Here is a 2339-nt window from a genome sequence, read left to right as displayed (position 1 = left end):
GGCGGGGGCGGCGACGGCACCTGAGCGGGCCTGCCCGCCGCCGCGACGGGCCACCGCGCGTCCCACTGCCCGGCCGCGATCTCCGGCTCGCCCGCGTCCGGCTGCCGGGCGGCGATCTACCGCTCGCCGCGTCCGGTCAGATGCTCGCGGTCGCGAGCTTGACGCCGAAGCCCAGGAAGAGGGCGGCGATGCCGGTGGTGGCGCCCGCCGCGAGCCGGCGGCGCTGACGGAACTGCGCGGCCAGGAAGGTGCCTGTGAAGATCAGCGTGGTCAGGTAGAGCACGCTGGTCAGCTGCGCGATCAGCCCGAGCAGCGCGAACGAGAGCGCCGGCCAGGGGTACGCCGGGTCGACGAACTGGATGAAGAACGAGACGAAGAAGAGGATCGCCTTCGGGTTGAGCAGGCTGATCACCAGCGCCTTGCGGAACGGGCTGCGCAGCTCCGCCGGCTGCGCCGCGTCGATCAGCCGCGGCGCGGCCGGGTCGTTGCGGTCGCGCCAGCGCCGCCACGCACCGCGCAGCATCGTCAGCCCCAGGTAGCCGAGGTACGCCGCGCCCGCGTACTTGATCACGAGGAAGAGCAGCGGGTACGCCTTCAGCAGGGAGGCCACTCCGGCGGCGGAGAGGAACATCAACACCCCGTCGCCGAGGAAGACCCCGCCGGCGGCCCGGTAACCCGCCGCCACGCCGCGCTTGGCGGCGGTGGAGAGCACGAAGAGCGAGTTGGGGCCGGGCAGCAGGATGATGGCGACGGTGCCCAGCACGTACGTTCCGATGTCGGTGATCCCCAGCACGCCGGCCATCATCACGCCGTCGGTGCCGTCGGGCGAAGTCTTTCCCGCAGCGCCCGCTGTGCGTTCGGCCACTCCTCGACGGTCAGGGCGTACTGCACGGTGTCCCGCCACGAGCCGTCCGGGCGCTGCCGGTGCATGCGCAGCACTCCCTCGCGGGTCGCGCCGAGGCGCTCGATGGCCCGCTGGGAGCGTTCGTTGCGCAGGTCGGTGTGCCAGACCACCCGGACCGCGCCCAGCTCCTCGAAGGCGTGGGTGAGCAGCAGCAGCTTCGCCTCGGTGTTGATCCCCGTACGCCACCAGGGCCGGCCGAGCCAGGTGTAGCCGATCGCCACCGACCGGCGCCGCGGGTCCACCTCGTAGTAGGAGGTGCTGCCGACCACCGCGCCGGTGAGCGCGCAGCGCTGCACCCAGGGCACCCGCTCGCCGCGGTCGTGGGCGGCCAGCGCTTCGGTGATCACCTCGGCCGTCGCCACGGCGTCGGCCGGCAGGGGACGCCACAGGTGCCGCCAGACCTCCGGGTCGGCGGTGGCGGCGTGCAGCTCGTCGGTGTGCGCGAGGCCGAGCGGTTCGAGCAGCACGTGTTCGCCGCGCAGGATCGGCGGGTCGAGCCAGGGCGAACGCTCCGGCGACAGGTACGCCGGGATCGGGGCGCTCACGCCCGGGTCCGTCTCGGGTCGTCCCCGGGTGAGCCGCAGCGGCACCACCCCGGCCCAGTACGGCAGGTCGAGGTCGGCCTCCTCGTCGATGACGCCGCCGCTGCGGGCGCGCAGCGAGACCTCGCGCAGCGGCAGCGCCAGCACGGCGGTCTCGGCCAGCTCCTTGCGGCTGGGTGGGCGGCTGTCCGCGCTGCGTCCGGCGGCGACCTTCTCCACCAGGGCGGTCATCGCGTCGGCCTTCTCCCGTTCGTCGGTCACCAGGTGGGCGGTGCCGTGGGCGACCACCGACCGGTAGTTGGCGCTGTGGTGGAACTGGGAACGGCCGTAGATCAGCCCGTCGAGCAGGGTGACCGCCACCGAGACCGGCAGTCCGTCGCCCCGGGCGGCGAGCAGTGGCCGGCTGCCGGTGGAGCCGTGCAGGTAGAGCGTGTCGTCGACGCGTACGTGCAGGGTCGGCAGCACCCGCGGTTCGCCGTCCACGGTGAACCCGAGCACGCAGTGGTACGCCTCGTCCAGCACCGCGTGCACGGCCGTCCGGTCGTAGCTCATCCGGTCGCGGGTGCGCTTCGGGGTCGTCCGCGCGGTCGGGGGGTAGGAGGTCGGGTCGACTCCGGGGGTGGCCATCGCGTCCGCCTTTGTTCTAGTACAATCTTGTATTTGTGTCAGCACGCTATCAGGTGACCGGGGCGACGGCCGTCGAGATCTCGGCCAGCATCGAGTCCGGCATTCGCACCGCCGCCCTGCCGCCGGGGGCCGCTCTCCCGCCGGTTCGCGCGCTCGCCGCCGAGCTGGCCGTCAGCCCGGCCACCGTCGCCCGCGCCTACCAGGAGCTCCGCCAGCGCGGGCTGATCGCCACGGCCGGTCGGCAGGGCACCCGGGTCCCCCCCCGC

At 73.6% G+C, this 2339-nt stretch carries 3 protein-coding genes; 1 reads left to right on the top strand and 2 read right to left on the bottom strand.

Annotated features, from left to right (window positions below):
- Positions 1-136: 136 nt before the first annotated feature.
- Positions 137-805, bottom strand: a complete 669-nt coding sequence (gene leuE, locus E1211_RS31750) for a leucine efflux protein LeuE (protein ID WP_132353881.1) — start codon at positions 803-805, stop codon at positions 137-139.
- Positions 805-2073: a bifunctional pyridoxamine 5'-phosphate oxidase family protein/GNAT family N-acetyltransferase gene (locus E1211_RS31745; RefSeq protein ID WP_132353879.1), complete on the bottom strand. Its 1269-nt coding sequence runs from the start codon at positions 2071-2073 to the stop codon at positions 805-807. The genes leuE and E1211_RS31745 overlap by 1 nt, the downstream gene beginning before the upstream one ends.
- Before the next feature lie 35 nt (positions 2074-2108).
- Between E1211_RS31745 and E1211_RS31740 the strand changes: the two genes are divergently transcribed.
- On the top strand, positions 2109-2339 hold a 231-nt coding region (locus tag E1211_RS31740; RefSeq protein WP_132353877.1), incomplete at its 3' end, for a GntR family transcriptional regulator.

The organism is Micromonospora sp. 15K316 (assembly GCF_004348525.1).
In the GTDB taxonomy this organism is placed as follows: Bacteria; Actinomycetota; Actinomycetes; order Mycobacteriales; family Micromonosporaceae; genus Micromonospora.
This window is presented reverse-complemented; position numbering and strand designations above follow the sequence as displayed.

Excerpts from the sequence above, each read along its gene's own strand:
- leuE (WP_132353881.1), bottom strand. The coding sequence starts at position 805 with ATGATGGCCGGCGTGCTGGGGATCACCGACATCGGAACGTACGTGCTG.
- E1211_RS31745 (WP_132353879.1), bottom strand. The coding sequence starts at position 2,073 with ATGGCCACCCCCGGAGTCGACCCGACCTCCTACCCCCCGACCGCGCGG.